Genomic DNA, 15,925 nt, shown 5'->3' on the forward strand with positions numbered 1-15,925 from the left:
CGAAGCAAAGCTCCGGGCCGGGCGCAGAACGAAGCGACTGGCTGCGATCAGGCCGCCTGGGCCAGTTCGTCGGCAATCACGGTGTCGAGATTGAGGAAGCAGACCATGGTCTTTTCCAAGGCGACGATGCCGCGGCAGAAGGCACGCTGCGCTTCCGGAATGATCTCCGGCGCCGGCTGCAGGTCTTCGCTCTTGATGGTCATCATGTCGGACACCTGCTCGACCAGCAGGCCGACCAGCTTGCCGGCGATATCGGTGACGATGATCGCCGAACGCTCCGACGGTTCGGTCATCTTCATGCCGAGACGGCAGGCCATGTCGATGACCGGGATCACCGCGCCGCGCAGGTTGATGAGGCCGAGCACGTAGGGCGGCGTGTGCGGCATCGGCGTCACCGGCGCCCAGCCGCGAATTTCGCGGATCGCCATGATGTCGATGCAGAATTCCTGGTCGCCCAGATGGAACGAAACGATTTCGAGGTAGGCACCGGACTGCTTGATTGCGTTGGACATGATCAGAATTCTTCCCAATTCTCACCGGAGGCCGAAGTCGATGGCACGGAGCCCGGTTGGTTGCCGAATGCGCCCGCAAGCTTGCCCATGAGGGCCTTGGCGGGGGATGGAGCTGGACGAGAGGTCGATTTTGCCGAGGCAAGGTTGCGCAGGGGCACGGCCCTGTCGGTGCCCCTGGGCACCAGCCTCGCTGATACCGGCGTCGTCGATGCCGGCGACGCTGTCGTCTTCGTCTGGACAGGTGGCGGCGTTGCCGGCTTCACGCCAGGGGCCGCCTGCGATGGCGCGCTGGAGCGCATCGACGCGTTAACGGCGCGCCCCTCGTGGAACTGTCCCACGAGCTGCGTCAGCTTTTCTGCGTCCTGCGCCAGCGTGTGGCTGGAGGCGTTGGTCTGCTCGACCATCGCGGCGTTCTGCTGGGTCATCTGGTCGAGCTGGCCGACGGCCGTGCTGATTTCGTTGAGTCCGGTCGATTGCTCGCGCGCCGCCATGACGATGGAACTCATGTGTTCGTTGATGCGTGCGACATCGACACCGATGCGACCGAGCGCCTCGCCCGTCGCCTGCACCAGCCGAACGCCGGTGCCGACCTCGTTGCCGGATCGGCTGACGAGCGTCTTGATGTCCTTGGCGGCACCGGCGGCGCGCTGCGCCAGTTCGCGCACTTCCTGCGCAACGACCGCAAAACCCTTGCCGGCTTCCCCTGCCCTTGCCGCCTCGACGCCGGCGTTCAGCGCCAGAAGGTTGGTCTGGAAGGCGATCTCGTCGATGACGTTGATGATCTTGCCGATCTCTCTCGACGCATCCTCGATGCGGGCCATGGCATCAATGGCTTCGCCGACGATGCGGCCGGATTCCTGCGCATTGGTGCGGGTATCGTCGACCATGCGGCTTGCCTCTTCGGCGCGCTGCGTCGCCGTGCGCACGGTCACCGTGATCTCGTCGAGTGCGGCGGACGTCTGCTCCAGCGAGGCGGCCTGCTTTTCGGTGCGGCGCGCCAGGTCGTCGGCGGCGCTGCGCATCTGGCGCCCGTTCGATTCGATCGAAAGGGCGTTTTCCTTGACGTTGAAGAGCACGTCGCGCAGACGCTCGACCGTCTGGTTGAAGTTGCGGCGCAGCGTGTCGAGATTGCCGTCGAACGGCCGGTCGATGGTGACGGCGAGATCGCCGTCGGCAAGCTGCGTCAGCGCCAGGCCGAGGCTGTCGACAGCCGCCTGGATGCGGCGCACCGCTTCGTCGCGCTCGCCCTGCTGCTGCTCGCGCTCCTTCTCGATCTCGCGGCGGCTGGCCGCGGCATTTTGCTCGAGCGATTGTTTTTCGATGGCCGAGACGCGGAAAAGATCGACCGAGCGGGCCATGACGCCGATCTCGTCACCGCGATCGAGCGCCTCGACCTTGGAGCCAAGCTCGCCTTTCTGGATACGCTGCATGCTGTCGCGAAGCCCAAGGATGCCGCGGCGCAGCGTTGCGCCGTGGAACCAGAGCAGTCCAAGCAAGGTCGCCATGGCGAGCAGGCCGGCGGCAGTCTGCAGCAGAAGCGCATCGGCCGAAACGGCGCGCGCTTCATCGACCCGCGTCTGAACAAGCTGGGTCGCCGCTTCCGAGAGTTGTGCCAGCGCAGCGCCAAGCCGTTCGCCGGCCCCGTCGATCGCGTCGTCGATCTTGCCGAATTCTTCCGTCGAAGCCTTGCCTTCGACCAGCGCCTTCAGGTCGACGCCGATCGCCTGGCGAAGTTCGGCCAGATCCGCATCGAAGGTCGAGAGCGCATCGCCGCGGCCAAGCAGGGTCGCCAGCGTCCTGATATCGTCCTTGCTCGCCTCCAACAGCCCGAGCGTGGTTGCAATGCCGGCGGCACGCTCCGGATGGACGACGCCTTCGTCGCGGTCGACGATCGTATCCATGGCATTGAGCACCAGGTTGGTGGTGGCGAGCCGCATCTCGTCGACGGTGGTCAGGCCGCGCTGCGCGGTGATCGCGCCGTTCAGCGCCTCGTTCGAGCGCATGTCTTCGTACCAGCCGACGCCGAGCACAGAGCCGAAGCCGACGAAAGCGGCACCGGCAAGCGTTGCGAGCCGCTGGCTGACGGAGAGGTTCTTCTTGAAAGGAGCAGACGTTGCGGTCATAGAGCAGTCCATGGTCACGGACCTGCCCAAAGCCAGGCGAAGTCCTCCGTTAAAATCGATGCGGAAAGCCGGGCTCGATCAAACCGGATGACGTCATGTCATGTAGAGGTGAAGCACTTCACCCGCGTTGTCGAAACACTGGCAAACAGACCTTAAGCATTCGCTAAGACGGGCACGCAAGTCTGGGGACAAGGAGCGTTCACCACCCCTTCCCCGCACGGTTTCAGATGTTATGATGGGGCCATGAACACGACACCGCACCGATCGATCCGGCTCCCGCTGCTTGCAGCTTTGGCGATGACGCTGGCCATCGTGTCGGTTCTTGCATTCCGCGGCTGGATGGCGAACGGCGCCGACATGTTCCTGGCGCTTGCCCAGTCCGGCCTTGCCTGGTGCTTGTGAGCAGATGCGCTCGCTAGTTGCCGCCCCTTGCCTGCGGCAATTCTCCCATTTGCGTGGTCGCGATGGAGACGGTATCAAAAGCCGAACAACCTGATAGGGCCGGCTCAGGCCCCAACAAATCGGTAGCACGCATGAAAACCATTCGCATCGCCCTTTGGGCCGCTGTCGTCGTCATGGCCGGCGTTCTCGGCTGGCTGACCTACGAGATGACCCAGTCGAAGCAGCAGGCCGCCTCCGGCCCCTTCGGCGTGCCCTTCACGCTGGTGGCGCAGGACGGCAAGGAAATCACCGAAAAGGCCTTCACCGGCAAGCCGACTGCGCTTTTCTTCGGCTTCACCCATTGCCCGGAGGTTTGCCCGACCACGTTGTTCGAGCTGAACGGCTGGCTCGAAAAGGTCGATCCGGAAGGCAACAAGCTGCAGGCCTATTTCATCACCGTCGACCCGGAGCGCGACACGCCGGACATTCTCGGCCAGTACGTCTCCAACGTCTCCAAGCGCATCACCGGCATTTCCGGCCCGGCCGACAAGGTGCTGGATATGGTCAAGGGCTACCGCGTCTACGCCAAGAAGGTGCCGCTCGATGAGAAGCAGCCTGACGGAGACTACACCATGGACCATACGGCCTCGGTGTTCCTGCTCGACGCCGACGGCAAATTCTCCGGCACCATCGCCTACGAGGAGAACCCCGAGACGGCGATCAAGAAGCTCGAGAACCTCGCCAAGGGGTGAGGACGGCTCCAGCCTCAATCGAATGCTTTTGCAAGCGCCGGCATCGCCCGGCGCTTTGCGTTTGCGCGGCATTCGTGCTAGCGGCGGGAACTTGCAGCGTCGCGCGCCAGAACGGGCGCGCGAAGATTATGCAGTGTCAGCCGAAGGACAGGGCCTTGAGCGAGATCAGACTTTTCGTCACCACCACCGAGAGGCAGGCGGAAGCCGTGCTCGACCGCTTGAGCGAGGTTTTCGGCGAAGAGGATTTTGCCATCGGCACGACGGAAGTCGACGAAAAGCGCGACGTCTGGGAAGCCTCGATCTACATGATGAGGGCTGACGAGGAAGGCGTGAGCGAGCGCTTGACCGAGGCACTGGCCGACGGCTTTACCCATCTTGCCATCGAACGCGAAGTGCTGCCGGATATCGACTGGATTGCAAAATCGCTCGAAGGCTTGGCGCCTGTGCGTGCCGGGCGCTTCGTCGTGCACGGCTCCCACGACCGCGACAAGGTCCGCACGGGCGAAATCGCCATCGAGATCGAGGCGGGCCAGGCCTTTGGCACCGGCCACCACGGCACCACCGCCGGCTGCCTCGAAGTGCTGGCGACCGTGGCGCGCACCCGCACGGTGCGCAACGTGCTCGACCTTGGCACCGGCAGCGGCGTCTTGGCGATTGCCGCCTGGAAGCTCCTGCATGTGCCGGTGCTCGCCACCGATATCGATCCGATCGCAACCCGCGTCGCCGAGGACAACGCCCGCCGCAACGGCGTCGTCACCGGCATGACCTTTGCGACCGCTCCCGGCTTTCACTCGACAGCCTTCAGCGGCAACGGCCCCTTCGACCTGATCATCGCCAACATCCTGGCACGCCCGCTGATGAAGATGGCGCCGCAGCTGACGGCCAACCTTGCCCCCGGCGGCTCGGTGATCCTGTCGGGCATTCTCGCCGAACAGCGCTGGAAGGTGCTCGCCCACTACAACGGCCAGCACCTGCGCCACGTGCGCACCATCTGGCGCAACGGCTGGGTGACGATCCACCTGGAGAAGTAAGGCGCCGGCGCTAGACTTGCGCCGCAGACGAGAACCAATCCCGCCGGCGCGGTTGTTAATCCTGAACCGCGACGACATCCTGAATCAACATCGTCGGCGTATCACGCTCGAACGACCAATCCCGCGCCAGGCACTCGAAGGTGTCGTCGCGAAGATAGAACAGGAAATGCCTGTCCGCCGGCTCTGGCATCGGTGCCGGACGCCAGTCCGATACTTGGTCGCGCAGAGGATCGTCGCCCAGCAGCTCGTAAAACTCACCCCATTTCGGGGCGACCTTGCTGTAACGACACTGGCCGCGAAACCAACCCTCATCATTGGTCGCCCCGAGCCGCCAAGCTTGGCATCCGTTGAACGTAAGATAACCGATCTCATCCTCGCGTGCCGGATGCCCCCAAGGATCCAGCCGAAAGCAAAGCTGGATTCCACTTCCTGCCGCGCGGACCTGCACCGCGGGAACATTCGGATCAGCGTTCCAGTCGGCGTTGAGTTGTATGAAGCTCAAGCTTGGCAAGCGAACTACCCTTACGACCGTTTCGATTCGGCCGGAATGATACCACTCGGAGTGCGAGCAGATGCATGCCTTGTCATTTGCGAAAGGTTTCGATCATGAAGCGTAGACGGAGCAGCCCAACGAAGGGCCTTTCGGCGATGCTCCGCCTCTTCTCGCCGTGACCAACCAACCCGGAAAAACGAAAAGGCCGCCACGTCCATCATGACGGGCGGCCCTTCGAAACAAAGGCGATGCCAGGGGCATCGCCTGCTGGTTCGGCTTGAGACCGAACCATGCCCGCGAGCCTGAGGAGGAGGAGCGCTCGAGCGGGCGTCTACCGTTCCGAAGTTGACCACCCTTGAGGGAGGAGGAGAACAGAATGATCAACTATTCTCGGAACTGCAGGCTTTTGAACCACCGGATGTTCGTCCGTGTTCGTTGGGGCGGCTTATAAACTATTATTCCGATAGAGATAGCGGCTTCTTGGCATAGGAGCCATGCACAAAGCGCATATGTATGGTAAATGAGCAATTGCCCTTCGAAGCTGTGCACGCCATGCGGCACACTTGCCCGGCAGGAAGTCGCCTCTTTCCTCACAAGGGTCATTTCCGCTAAGATCGCCCATCTTTCCCGCGGCTCTCCGCCCAATCTACCGGAAATCCCTCATGTTTCAGTCCTTTGAAGTCACCTCCACGCCGCAGTTCGGCAAGGAGCGCACCGAAGCGTTGCGCGCGTCCTTCGCGAGCCTCGGCATCGACGGCTTTCTCGTGCCGCGCGCCGACGAGTTCCAGGGCGAGTATGTGCCGGCCTCGTCGGAGCGGCTTTCCTGGCTGACCGGCTTCACCGGCTCGGCCGGTATCGCCCTCATTACGCAGAGTCAGGCCGTCGTGTTCGTCGATGGACGCTACGTCACCCAGTTGAAGGAACAGGTTGACGGCAGCGTCTTTACCGGCGGCGATCTCATCGGCGAACCGCCGCATCTCTGGCTGGAAAACAACGGCACCAAGGGCTTCAAGCTCGGGATCGACCCGTGGCTGCACACCGGCGCCGAAGTGCGCCGGCTGGAAAAGGCGCTGGCCACCCTCGGCGGTTCGCTGGTCTTCCTCGACCACAACCCGCTCGATCGCATCTGGGCCGGACGCCCGGCTGCCCCGCTCGGCCGCGTCTCCATTCAGCCGATCGAGCAGGCCGGCGAACTGGCCAAGGACAAGATTGCCACCATCGCAGCCGGCCTTGGCAAGGCTGGTGCCAGCGCCGTCGTCTTGACCGACCCCTCCTCCGTCGCCTGGACCTTCAACATCCGCGGCACGGACGTGCCGCACACCCCGCATCCGCTCGCCCGCGCCATCATCCATGCCGATGGTCGCGCCGAGATCTTCCTCGACAAGCGCAAGACCGGCATCGAGCAGGAAGCCTATCTCACCCAGATCGCCGAGATCGCAGTTCCCTCGACCTTCGACGAACGCCTGAAGGCGCTCGGTGCTGCCGGCGCTTCCGTCATGCTCGACCCGGATCTCGCTTCCTTTGCCATCTCCGAGCTGATCCGCGGCAACGGCGGCAAGGTGGTCGAGGCCGTCGACCCGGCGCGCCTGCCCCGCGCGCAGAAGAACAAGGCAGAGATCGAGGGCTCGACGCGCGCACATCTGCAGGACGGCGCCGCCATGGTCGAGTTCCTCGCCTGGCTCGACAAGGCCGAACCCGGCACCGTCACCGAGATCGGCGCCGCCAACCAGCTGGAAGCGGCGCGCGCCACGGTCGGCGAGCGCATGCAGAACCCGCTGAAAGACATTTCCTTCGACACCATCTCCGGCGCCGGTTCGCATGCGGCGATCATGCACTACCGCGTGACGACCGACACCGACCGCGCCATCGAAGCCGGAACCATGTTCCTGATCGATTCCGGCGCGCAGTACATCAACGGCACCACCGACATCACCCGCACGGTAGCGGTCGGCGCGGTGCCGGAAGAGCAGAAGCGCTTCTTCACCCTGGTGCTGAAGGGCATGATCGCCATCAGCACCGCCCGCTTCCCCAAGGGCACGCGCGGCGTCGATCTCGACCCCTTGGCCCGCATCGCGCTCTGGAAGGCGGGCGCCGACTACGCGCATGGCACCGGCCACGGCGTCGGCTCCTACCTCTCGGTGCATGAAGGTCCGCAGCGCATCGCCCGGCTTTCCACCCAGGAGCTGCTCCCCGGCATGATCCTGTCGAATGAGCCAGGTTACTATCGCCCCGGCGCCTTCGGCATTCGCATCGAAAACCTCATCGTCGTCGAGCCTGCCGAAGAGATCGCCGGCGGCGACCTCGCCATGCTCGGCTTCGACACGATCACCTATTGCCCGATCGACCGTCGCCTGGTGCTGCCGGCGCTCCTGACCGACGAGGAACTGGCCTGGTTCAACGCCTACCACGCCGAGACCCGCGAAAAGCTGATGCCGCTTTTGGTCAACGACGAGACCCGAAACTGGCTGAAGGCCGCGACCGAGGCGCTCGGCCGTTAAGCCGGAACACGATTAGCGACAAAAAGAAAACGCCGCGGCTCATCAGAACCGCGGCGTTTTCGTTTTGGATGCGGAATTGCCCGCCTACAGCACGAGATGACGCAGCAGCATCACCACCACCCAGCCGATGACCAGCATGCGCAGGGTGGAAAGGTTGAGGCCGAGCGCGATGGCGAAGGCGACGAACATCGAGACCGCGACGTCGAAGCCGCCATAGACGAAGGCAGGCGCCACCAGCGTCGTCAAGACTGCCGCCGGCACGGCGTTCAGCGCCGCCTCCAGCCGCGGTGGGATCTGCTTCATCTGGGTGATCAGCACATAGCCGCCGATGCGGGTGACGAAGGTGGCAACGGCAGCCGCGATGATGAGGTAGATGAGGTTGAGGTGTTGCGGATCCATGGCTCAGGCCTCCTTCTCGATGGCGACGGGCGGTGCCGCCACGGTCCCGGTCGGCGGCAGGCAGGCGGCGAGCAGCACGCCCGCCAGCGCCCCGATGCTGACATGCCAGGGCGAGCCGACGAAATGCATGCCGGCAACGGATGCGATGGCCGAAACGGCGACGATCGGCAGGAAGCGGTCGCGCTTGCGGAACCCCATGACGAGGCCAAGGAAATAGATCGGCAAGAGCACGTCGAGGCCGATCGCCTTGGGGTCACCGATCATCTGGCCGAAGATCGCGCCGAGCAACGTGTTGAAGATCCACGGGAAATAGATCACCAGCCCGAAGCCGAGATACCAGGGAAAGGTCACCGGCAGCCCGCGCTCGCCGCGCTTTTCCGTTTCGGCATATTGCGGGTCGACCAGCAGGAAGAAGGCGAAAAACTTCTGGATGGGCGTGAAATGCCGGATGTATTTGGCGATCGAGGCGGAATAGAGCACGTGCCGGAAGTTGACCGCAAAGACCGAAAGCACCACCAGCCAGGGCTGGACATGGTTGCCGAACAGCTCGATGCCGACCATCTGGCTGGCGCCGGCATAAACCGTCGCGCTCATGAACACGGTATCGGCGATGGTAAAACCGTTGTCGACCGCAAGCGCGCCAAACAGCGCACCGAACGGCGAAGCAGCCAGCATGATCGGGAAGCCGCCGCGCACGCCCTCCCAGAATTCGTCTTTTCTCATGGGTTCCTCCCGCGGCGCCGGGTCTTGGCGCCCGCGGCATGCGGCCTTCGATCGAGCTCGATCAAGGCGACATGCAGCATTTCAAACTTGATGTAACGGTCGTCGCGCGCCTCAAGGCGTGCACGGCTGTCGTCCTGTGCCGGACAGATAGGCGCTTCGCCCCTGCCCAACAATTCAATTGCGCTTATACAATGATTGAATTTTATGATGCCTGGCTGCCGCAGGCTTGAATGAAATGCGCACGAGGCCGGCAAGCGCGGGCGATTCGTCACCGCCGATATCCATTTTCCCGACAGTCGCCAGGTCAATCCGAGCCCCTTCCGGAGATACCCCCGGTGGGATGAGCGCAGGCCGCATGGGCCTGCACCCCCAAGTCACAAGCGCCGTGCCTTCAGTCGGCGCGGCCAAGTCGCGTGAAGGCGGAACGCCTTAGCGCTTGACCTGGAAAGTATGCTCGATGCCCGGGAAGCTGCGCGCCTTCACCTCGGCCGCATATTCCTCGGCCGCCTTGGAAATCGCGGGAGCCAGCTCGGCGAAATGTTTGACGAAGCGCGGCTTGAAGTCGTTGAAGAGGCCCAGCATGTCGTCGGAGACGAGGATCTGGCCATCGCAGGCCGGCGACGCGCCGATGCCGATGGTCGGCGAGCGCAATTCGCCGGTGATTTCGCGGGCAACCGGCTCGACGGTGCCTTCAACGACGATTGCAAACGCACCGGCATCGTCGATCGCCTTCGCGTCGCGGCGGATCTTCGCCACTTCCTTCTCGTTGCGACCGACCGAGCGATAGCCGCCGGTGGTGTTGACGAGCTGCGGCATCAGGCCGACATGGCCGAGGACCGGAATGCCGCGGCTGACGAGGAAATCGACGGTCTCGGCCATCTCGGCGCCACCTTCGAGCTTCACCCCGCTACAGCCGGTTTCCTTCAGGATGCGGGCGGCACTGCGGAAGGCCTGTTCCTTCGATTCCTGATAGGAGCCGAACGGCAGGTCGATGACGATGCAGGAGCGTTCCGAACCGCGCATGACCGCCTGGCCATGGGCGATCATCATGTCGAGCGTGACGCCGACGGTGGTGTCGAGACCGTAGAGGACCATGCCGAGCGAATCGCCCACCAGCAGGAAATCGACATGCGGATCGAGCAGCCGGGCGATCGGCGTCGTATAGGCCGTCAGGCTGACGATCGGGCGTTCGCCCTTCAGGGCTTCGATGCTGGCGGGGCTCAGGCGGCGTTTGGTGGATTGTACGCTCATTCTCAGGCAACCTTTGCAAAACGTGCGGATTTGGAGGCAATCACGCGGTTATCGAGCAGCTTCGTCGTGCCGAAGCGGACGAAGAGCAACAGGAGGACGGGCTTGTCGCCGACCTCGTGAATGGTTTCGAGCGTGTCGGGGTCGCGCAGCGCCACGACTTCGGGCCGGGCGAGCGGCTCGGTCGAGAGAAATGCGGTAACCGCCTTTTCCACTTCGGCAGCGTCGGTGATGCCGGACGCCACCAATCGCTCGGCCTCGGCGAGCGCCTTCGGCACGATGGCCGCCGCCTGGCGTTCTTCCGCCGTCAGATAGACGTTGCGCGACGAACAGGCGAGCCCGTCGGCCTCGCGCACCGTCGGCACGCCGATGACGGAAACCGGCTGAGCGAGATCTTCGACCATGCGGCGAATGATCTGCAACTGCTGGAAATCCTTCTCGCCGAAATAGGCACGGTCCGGCTGCACGATGTTGAACAGCTTGGTGACGACGGTGGAAACGCCGGCGAAATGGCCAGGGCGGACCGAGCCTTCGAGCTCGGAACCGAGCTTCGGCACGTCGACGACCGTTTCCATCGGGCGTGGATACATGTCGGACACGTCAGGCGAAAACAGGAAGTCGACGCCGCCCTCCTCCAGCATCGCCTGGTCGCGGGCGAGATCGCGCGGATATTTGCTGAGGTCTTCGTTGGGGCCGAACTGCAGCGGATTGACGAAGATGCTGGCAACGACAACGTCGTTATCTTCACGCGCGCGTCGCATAAGTTCAATATGGCCGACATGAAGATAGCCCATGGTCGGCACGAGCCCGACCGTCCTGCCCGCACGGCGGTGCTCGGAAAGGGCTGCGCGCAGCTCGGCAATGGTGGTGATGGTCTTCAAATCCGGACCCTCCAATCCGCGAAGGCGCCGATCGCGCCCCGCCCCGCGGCATCTGGCGCTTGGCCCGCTCCGCAAAAAGGCAATTGCACAAAATTTGGCTGCAAACCTCTATCTTGTGCAGCGCAAAAAGACAAACGGAAATGGTGCCGCTGCAAATGGGAACAACCCGGTTATCGGCGACGCATCGCACAGGTGCGAGAGTGCGGCACCGCTCCTATGGACTTGAGCCCCTTGGCACGCGCAGGCTCACTTCGCCGCGGACGCTGGTACCCGCCAAGGCGGATCGAGCCTGTTGGCTCCGGCGAAATAGAGAACGATGCGGTTGCCGGCGGGATCAAACACTTCGGCTTCCCGCCAGAGCCAGTTCTTGTCGGCGGGACTGCTGGCAAACAGGATGCCGGCCTCGATCAGCCGGCTGACGGTCAGATCCAGATCATCGCACTCGAAATAGACGGTGGTCCCTCCGCCGCCCGCCTCTCCCTGATGCAGCGAAAACGAACTGCCGCCATCCGGACAGACAAAACGCACGTAATGCGGCCTTGCGTCGACGATCGGCTTCAGGCCGAGTTTCCGATAGAATTCCCACCCGGCATCGAGATCGGGCATGGTCACCGTTACCTGGTTCAAGCGCATGATATTCCTCATGTCACAGGCCCGCGGCCTTGATCCTCATATCTCGCAGCCCCCTGAGCAGGCTCCGGAGACCACGGAACATCCGTCAGAAACATTCGCGGGGCAACCGATAACCGACCCGCCGGAAACTGTTGATCTGAAGGACTGCGCAACCGATCGGCAAAGATCAATGTGCCGCGCCGAATGCAATCGGCGCGGCACATCTGCGGGATTGGCAGAGATCGGCTCCGGCGCGCCTTAGCCGAACATGACGAGGTTCAGCGCCGGCAGCGGACCACCCGGGAACTGTGCGAGCTTGGCCCCAACTGCCAGCGATCCCAAGTCGATGCCGAAGAAGCCGAGGCGGTCGATCAGCCGTGCGACCTCGGCCTTGGCGCCCTCGTCGTCACCGGAGAAAAAGAGCACGCGGCTGCCGCCCTCTGCCTTTGGATCGCTCTCCACCAGTTGCGCGAACAGGTGATTGAACGCCTTGACGACGCGGGCACCGGGCACGAGGTCGGCGAAGATCTCGCTCGACAGTCGGCCGTTAAGCTCGGCCGGCTTGAACAGCGGCGCCTCGATAGGGTTGTTCGCGTCGATGACGATGCGGCCGTTCCAGTTGGGCAGTCCGGCAAGTGCCGTCGGCAGCTTCGACCAGTTGACGGCAACCAGCACGATATCGGCGCTTGCCGCCTCCTCACGCGTGCCGGCGGTGATGAAGGGCGCGAGTTCGCCTGTGAGCTCTTTCAGGCTTTCCGGCCCGCGGCTGTTGGCGATGGTTGCGGGGATCGATGCTTTGGCCAGCGCCCGGGCGAAGGCCGAACCGATATTGCCGGATCCGATGATACCGATGGACATGAGTATTCTCCTTGTTGCGCGCCGATCATGGAAGCAGCCGATCTCTTGGGGCTGCAGCGACGCTGATGCGTGTTGGGGCGTGTTGACGGAGCGCCGGTCGGCGCACCCGCTTCTCGTCGATGTGGACCGCTCAGGCGGTAAAGCCGCCGTCGGCAACGATATCCGCGCCGGTGACGAAGGCCGCCTCCGGGCTGGCGAGGTAAGAGACGACGCTGGCGATCTCCTCCGGCTTGCCATAGCGGCCGATCGCCATGCCGGGGCCGACGATCTTGGAGACAGGGCCGCCGTCCGGGTTCATGTCGGTGTCCGTGGGGCCGGGATGCACCGTGTTGACGGTGATGCCGCGCGGGCCGAGATCGCGCACCAGGCTGCGGTTGAAACCGGCAACCGCACCCTTGGTCAGCGTATAGAGCGAGGCGGTCGGAAAGGCGGCGTAACGCACCATCGACGAGCCGATATGAATGACGCGACCGCCCGGCTTCATCTTGCGCACCGCTTCCTGGGTGGCGACGAAGACGCCGGTGACGTTGACGGCGATCATGCGGTTGTAGTCGGCGTCGGTGATCTCGTCGATCGGCCCGCCAAGCGCAATGCCGGCATTGTTGACGAGGATATCGACAGTGCCCAGCGTCTCCGCAGTCTCGTTGACGGCAACACGCACCGCACCGGCATCGCCGGCATCCGCCCTGATGGCGACGGCGCGGCCGCCCGCAGCCTCAATTGCCTCGACCACCGCGGCCGCCTTGTCCGGCGAGCCGTGATAGGTAATGGCGACCGCCGCACCGTCGGTTGCGAGGCGCTTTGCGACGGCGGCGCCGATCGAGCGCGAACCACCGGTCACCAAGGCCACCTTGCCTTCGAGGGGCTTTTTATTCTCGGTCATGACATCAACTCCTTCAATGTTTCGATGGAGTGGATATTGCCATTTCATTCCGCTAATATAAGCCGCTAATGGCTTTTATAATCTTCAACGATTACTTGAATATATAACCATGGAAACGCTCGCCAATCTCGAATCCTTCGTGCGCAGCGCCGAACTCGGCGGCTTTTCGGGTGCTGCGCGAAAACTGGGGCTGACGCCGGCTGCGGTCAGCCGCAACGTCGCGATGTTGGAGCGGAACCTCGGCGTGCGGCTGTTTCATCGGTCTACCCGCAAACTAACGCTAACCGAGGAAGGCGAGCGCTTCCTCTCAGCCATCCGCGACAATCTCGAGGGCCTGCAAAGCGCGATCGCCGGCATGGCCGGTGAAGGCGGCGCGCCGGCTGGCCTGCTCAAGGTCAGCCTCAGTCCCACCTTCGGGATGGACCACATCCTGCCGTTGGTGCCGGCGTTTCTTGAGGCCTATCCGGCCGTTCGCCTCGACTGGCAATTCGACAACCGGCAGGTGGATCTGGTGGCCGAAGGTTTCGACGCGGCGATCGGCGGCGGTTTCGAGCTTTCGGCCGGCATCATCTCGCGGCCAATCGCGCCGGTGCATATCATCGCCGTCGCCTCGCCCGCCTACCTGAAGGACCGCTCCCTGCCCGTTGCCCCCTCCGGCCTCGCCAACCTCGACGGCATCGTCATGCGCGCCACCCGCACCGGCCGCATCCGCCACTGGACGATGCGCAACGCGAGCGGCGAGGAGATGAGCGCGATGCCGCGCGAAACCATCGTCCTCAACGACCCGAGCGCCATGTGCCGGGCGGCCCTGCTCGGCCTCGGCGTCACGCTGATTGCCGTGCCCGATGTGCTCGCCCATCTCGAAAGCGGCGCCCTCGTGCGGCTGGCGCCGAAATGGTATGCCGATGCCGGTCCGATCTCGATCTACTTTGGCAGCCGGACGCTGCTGCCGGCAAAGACCCGTGTCTTCGTCGATTTCGTCGCCGAGCATTTCAAGCGCCACCGGCTTGCCGAGCGGTTTGCCGGCAGCCTCGGGTGAGCCGCAGATTCTTGAAAACCCCTAATTGCACACCACATCACGAGGGACACATCGCATCCCTCAAAAAAATGTCTGACCGGCTGTCGGCTGCGTGTCCCGCCATACGTCCTAGAGATGTCCAACCAAGAAAATCCCTTATGAGGAGCATTCCATGCGCATGATTTTTGTGAACCTGCCCGTCAAGGACCTGAAGGCGTCGCGGACCTTTTTCGCGGCACTCGGCTATACCTTCAACGAGCAGTTCTCCGACGACACGGCCGCCTGCACGGTGATCTCGGACAATATTTTCGTCATGCTTTTGACCGAACCGAAGTTCCGCAACTTCATCACCGGCGAGATCAGCGACACGTCAAAGGGCACCGAAGTCATCACGGCGCTGTCGGCCTCAAGCCGTGCCGAATGCGACGACCTTCTCGCCAAGGCGCTCGCCGCAGGCGCCAAGCCCTGGAAGCCGGCCATCGACTACGGCTTCATGTACGGCATCAGTTTCCAGGATCTCGACGGCCACGTCTGGGAATACATGTGGATGGACATGGCGGCCCAGCAGCAGGCCTCCTGATCCCACGCGATGCCCCTTGACCTGCGCCCGCCGCCAAAAGCGGCGGGCGTTTTTGTGTGACCGAATGGCCGCAGCACCCGGCCGAAGCCGTCGCTTGGCGGCCCATTATGCAAGAAATTGCGCAGGAAATCCGATAGTTGGAGAGCGGATACGAACGGCAAGCGAACGATAGCCACAGCTTGCAAGCCTGCAGAATAAGGAAACCCCATGTCCACGAATGTCGAGGCCAAGCATTGGTCCAAGGTCGAGCTTTTGCACGAGACCGTGCGCAACCCGAACATCCATGTGCGCGGCACCAACAGCTACTACAGCAATGCCTGGACCGGTTCCTTCGAAGAGAGCGTCGTGCGCTACCTCTATGGCGACGACTACAGCCTGAAGGCCTGGGAGCCGCAATGGCCGATCGACCAGCTGCGCATCGGCGACTATGTCGCAATTGGTGCCGAGGCGGTGATCCTGATGGGCGGCAACCACACCCACCGCACCGATTGGGTGAGCCTCTACCCCTTCCTCGACGTGATCGGCGAGGCCTATATCGGCAAGGGCGACACCGTGATCGGCGACGGCGCCTGGATCGGCCTGCGCGCCATGATCATGCCGGGCGTCACGCTGGGTGAAGGTGCGGTCGTCGCGTCGGGCGCAATCGTCACCAAGGACGTGGCGCCCTATTCCATCGTTGCCGGCAATCCAGCCCGCCCGGTTCGCCAGCGCTTCCCCGACGCCGACATCGAGACTTTGCTCGGCCTCGGCATCTACCAATGGGAGAAGTCGAAATTCGACGCGCTACGGCGCTTCATCTGCGCCGACGACATTGCCGCGTTGAAAGCCGCATCCGAAGCCTACGATAGAGAGCAGGCGTAACCACGCCTGCCGATCGCGCCTGATCGCGGGAATTCTTTTTTACGCATGTCTTGACGGAAAACCGCTTCGCAC

General features: G+C 63.4%; 17 protein-coding genes. 7 read left to right on the top strand and 10 right to left on the bottom strand.

All coding sequences use genetic code 11. The annotated features are described in order from the left end of the window. Nucleotides 1-47 precede the first annotated feature (47 nt). Both HT585_RS10045 and HT585_RS10050 read right to left on the bottom strand, forming a co-directional pair. A complete protein-coding gene (locus HT585_RS10045; RefSeq protein WP_018326507.1) occupies nucleotides 48-512 on the bottom strand; it encodes a chemotaxis protein CheW in 465 nt (154 codons plus the stop codon). A 2-nt stretch (nucleotides 513-514) separates the two neighbouring features. Beyond that, nucleotides 515-2,635 (bottom strand): methyl-accepting chemotaxis protein, encoded by a 2,121-nt coding sequence (locus tag HT585_RS10050; RefSeq protein WP_246707618.1) that lies wholly within the window; start codon nucleotides 2,633-2,635, stop codon nucleotides 515-517. A gap of 243 nt (nucleotides 2,636-2,878) precedes the next feature. Between HT585_RS10050 and HT585_RS10055 the strand changes: the two genes are divergently transcribed. The 3 genes from HT585_RS10055 to HT585_RS10065 all read left to right on the top strand — a co-directional run bounded on the left by HT585_RS10055 (nucleotide 2,879) and on the right by HT585_RS10065 (nucleotide 4,799). Further along, the gene (locus HT585_RS10055) at nucleotides 2,879-3,037 is read left to right on the top strand and encodes a hypothetical protein (RefSeq protein WP_176352763.1); all 159 of its coding nucleotides are present in this window, start codon (nucleotides 2,879-2,881) and stop codon (nucleotides 3,035-3,037) included. A 131-nt stretch (nucleotides 3,038-3,168) separates the two neighbouring features. Next, a complete protein-coding gene (locus HT585_RS10060) occupies nucleotides 3,169-3,768 on the top strand; it encodes an SCO family protein (protein ID WP_176352764.1) in 600 nt (199 codons plus the stop codon). A gap of 155 nt (nucleotides 3,769-3,923) precedes the next feature. Beyond that, a complete protein-coding gene (locus HT585_RS10065; protein ID WP_176352765.1) occupies nucleotides 3,924-4,799 on the top strand; it encodes a 50S ribosomal protein L11 methyltransferase in 876 nt (291 codons plus the stop codon). 55 nt (nucleotides 4,800-4,854) lie between these two features. On the opposite strand, the gene HT585_RS10070 is transcribed toward HT585_RS10065, so the two are convergent. Next, nucleotides 4,855-5,310 carry a hypothetical protein gene (locus HT585_RS10070; protein WP_176352766.1) on the bottom strand — a complete coding sequence of 152 codons (456 nt, stop codon included), beginning with the start codon at nucleotides 5,308-5,310 and terminating at the stop codon, nucleotides 4,855-4,857. 644 nt (nucleotides 5,311-5,954) lie between these two features. Between HT585_RS10070 and HT585_RS10075 the strand changes: the two genes are divergently transcribed. Then, complete coding sequence (locus HT585_RS10075) at nucleotides 5,955-7,790, top strand: aminopeptidase P family protein (protein ID WP_176352767.1); 1,836 nt, start codon at nucleotides 5,955-5,957, stop codon at nucleotides 7,788-7,790. An 84-nt stretch (nucleotides 7,791-7,874) separates the two neighbouring features. Here the strand turns inward: HT585_RS10075 and HT585_RS10080 are convergent, their stop codons facing one another. From HT585_RS10080 to HT585_RS10110, 7 genes are all read right to left on the bottom strand, one after another. Further along, nucleotides 7,875-8,189 (bottom strand): AzlD family protein, encoded by a 315-nt coding sequence (locus HT585_RS10080; protein ID WP_077500059.1) that lies wholly within the window; start codon nucleotides 8,187-8,189, stop codon nucleotides 7,875-7,877. Nucleotides 8,190-8,192: 3 nt separating this feature from the next. After that, entirely contained in the window at nucleotides 8,193-8,912 is a 720-nt protein-coding gene (locus tag HT585_RS10085; protein ID WP_176352768.1) for an AzlC family ABC transporter permease, read from the bottom strand. Between the two features lie 429 nt (nucleotides 8,913-9,341). Then, nucleotides 9,342-10,163, bottom strand: a complete 822-nt coding sequence (gene panB, locus HT585_RS10090; RefSeq protein WP_176352769.1) for a 3-methyl-2-oxobutanoate hydroxymethyltransferase — start codon at nucleotides 10,161-10,163, stop codon at nucleotides 9,342-9,344. Between the two features lie 2 nt (nucleotides 10,164-10,165). Next, nucleotides 10,166-11,041, bottom strand: a complete 876-nt coding sequence (gene panC, locus HT585_RS10095; protein WP_176352770.1) for a pantoate--beta-alanine ligase — start codon at nucleotides 11,039-11,041, stop codon at nucleotides 10,166-10,168. Nucleotides 11,042-11,287: 246 nt separating this feature from the next. After that, nucleotides 11,288-11,674, bottom strand: coding sequence for a VOC family protein (locus tag HT585_RS10100; protein WP_176352771.1), 387 nt, complete (start codon nucleotides 11,672-11,674; stop codon nucleotides 11,288-11,290). A gap of 237 nt (nucleotides 11,675-11,911) precedes the next feature. Next, the gene (locus HT585_RS10105) at nucleotides 11,912-12,511 is read right to left on the bottom strand and encodes an NADPH-dependent F420 reductase (RefSeq protein ID WP_176352772.1); all 600 of its coding nucleotides are present in this window, start codon (nucleotides 12,509-12,511) and stop codon (nucleotides 11,912-11,914) included. Nucleotides 12,512-12,641: 130 nt separating this feature from the next. After that, nucleotides 12,642-13,394, bottom strand: a complete 753-nt coding sequence (locus HT585_RS10110; RefSeq protein ID WP_176352773.1) for a 3-oxoacyl-ACP reductase family protein — start codon at nucleotides 13,392-13,394, stop codon at nucleotides 12,642-12,644. Nucleotides 13,395-13,503: 109 nt separating this feature from the next. Here HT585_RS10110 and HT585_RS10115 point away from each other — a divergent pair, with 109 nt between their 5' ends. From HT585_RS10115 to HT585_RS10125, 3 genes are all read left to right on the top strand, one after another. Continuing rightward, on the top strand, nucleotides 13,504-14,433 hold the full coding sequence (locus HT585_RS10115; protein WP_176352774.1) for a LysR family transcriptional regulator: 930 nt from the start codon (nucleotides 13,504-13,506) through the stop codon (nucleotides 14,431-14,433). Nucleotides 14,434-14,584: 151 nt separating this feature from the next. Beyond that, nucleotides 14,585-14,992 (top strand): VOC family protein, encoded by a 408-nt coding sequence (locus HT585_RS10120; RefSeq protein ID WP_176352775.1) that lies wholly within the window; start codon nucleotides 14,585-14,587, stop codon nucleotides 14,990-14,992. Nucleotides 14,993-15,199: 207 nt separating this feature from the next. After that, nucleotides 15,200-15,853, top strand: coding sequence for a CatB-related O-acetyltransferase (locus HT585_RS10125; RefSeq protein WP_176352776.1), 654 nt, complete (start codon nucleotides 15,200-15,202; stop codon nucleotides 15,851-15,853). Nucleotides 15,854-15,925 lie beyond the last annotated feature (72 nt).

The sequence above is a fragment of the Ensifer oleiphilus genome (assembly GCF_013371465.1).
In the GTDB taxonomy this organism is placed as follows: domain Bacteria; phylum Pseudomonadota; class Alphaproteobacteria; order Rhizobiales; family Rhizobiaceae; genus Ensifer; species Ensifer oleiphilus.